Source organism: Sphingobacterium sp. UBA7253, assembly GCF_002472745.1.
GTDB classification, from domain to species: Bacteria; Bacteroidota; Bacteroidia; order Sphingobacteriales; family Sphingobacteriaceae; genus Sphingobacterium; species Sphingobacterium siyangense.
On sequence record NZ_DKSP01000196.1, the window covers coordinates 1 to 1,224 of the forward strand.

Sequence of the window (1,224 nt, forward strand, 5' to 3'; positions counted from 1 at the left end):
ACGGCGCATGGCAGCATGGTTGGGATTCTCTTACACTCTTCTCTCCTGCTGAATATAGCTCCCTGCCAGGCTGGATGATGCCGAAATCCAGTGGTAAATTCCCTTCGCGGCAGGAAGTGATCGAATACCTTCATGCATACGAAGAACGCTATAAAATACAGGTGCAAAGGCCGGTAAAAGTTTGGGCGGTTCACAAGACAGAAACTGGTTTTGAAGTAGAGACTTCGGCAGGGCAGTTCAAAAGCACGGTCGTAATATCTGCTACCGGCTCCTGGCAAAATCCATTTATTCCCCCCTGTACCAGGAATAGAATCATATCAGGGTATTCAAATCCATTCCGCACATTATAGAAATGCAGCGGAATTAGCTAAAAAAAAGTACTTATTGTGGGTAATGGCAACTCTGGAGCCCAGATCCTTGCAGAGGTATCAAAAGTTGCAGACACCACCTGGGCTGTGCAGCAAGAGCCGGAATATTTACCAGATGAAGTGGATGGAAGGGTACTTTTTGAACTCGCATCCGCCAAATACCATGCTTTACAATCCGGCAAGGAATTTGACCCGAAGCAGTACAATCTGGGTAATATTGTGATGGTGCCTTCTGTTCTGGAAGCGCGAGACCTCGGTGTACTGCAATACCGGTCAACATTTACTGCGCTTACACCAACTGGTGTAATATGGCCTGATGGAACAAAGGAAGATTTTGAAGTCATTATCTGGTGCACGGGCTTTCGTTATGCAACCCAGTACCTGGAACCTTTGGGTATTTTGGATGATAAGTTTAGAGCAGAAACAAAATCAATAGCTATAGATGGTTTATACTTTGTAGGCTATGGAAATTGGACCGGATTTGCATCTGCAACACTTATAGGCGTGGGCCGTTCTGCAAGAAGTACAATAAATGAAATAACAGAAAACTTAAAACCAAAAACATGAAAATTGCCCTTTTCTCAGACATCCATGCAAACCTGCCAGCATTGGAAGCCTTTTTTAAAGATGTTGAACCCCGCAATACCGATGCTATCTATTGCCTGGGTGATTTGGTAGGATACAATATCTGGCCTAACGAGGTAATTGACGAGATCCGGAAAAGAGGAATACCTACCATAGCGGGTAATTACGATTTTGGCATAGGTCGCTCTAGTGATGATTGTGGCTGCGCCTACAAGACTGACGAAGAAAAAGCAATGGGTAAGATCTCCATCGCTTACACAAATGAAATTGT

The 1,224-nt window shown here is 44.4% G+C and carries 3 protein-coding genes; all 3 read left to right on the forward strand.

Going from position 1 to position 1,224, the window contains the following annotated elements; translation table 11 throughout:
- Window positions 1-350: NAD(P)-binding domain-containing protein (locus B2X72_RS19640; RefSeq protein ID WP_286851183.1), on the forward strand; the 350-nt coding region annotated here is incomplete at its 5' end.
- Window positions 351-386: 36 nt separating this feature from the next.
- The gene (locus tag B2X72_RS19645; RefSeq protein ID WP_217493569.1) at window positions 387-935 is read left to right on the forward strand and encodes a hypothetical protein; all 549 of its coding nucleotides are present in this window, start codon (window positions 387-389) and stop codon (window positions 933-935) included.
- The coding region (locus tag B2X72_RS19650; RefSeq protein ID WP_286851185.1) for a metallophosphoesterase family protein at window positions 932-1,224 on the forward strand (293 nt) is incomplete at its 3' end. The genes B2X72_RS19645 and B2X72_RS19650, both read left to right, overlap by 4 nt.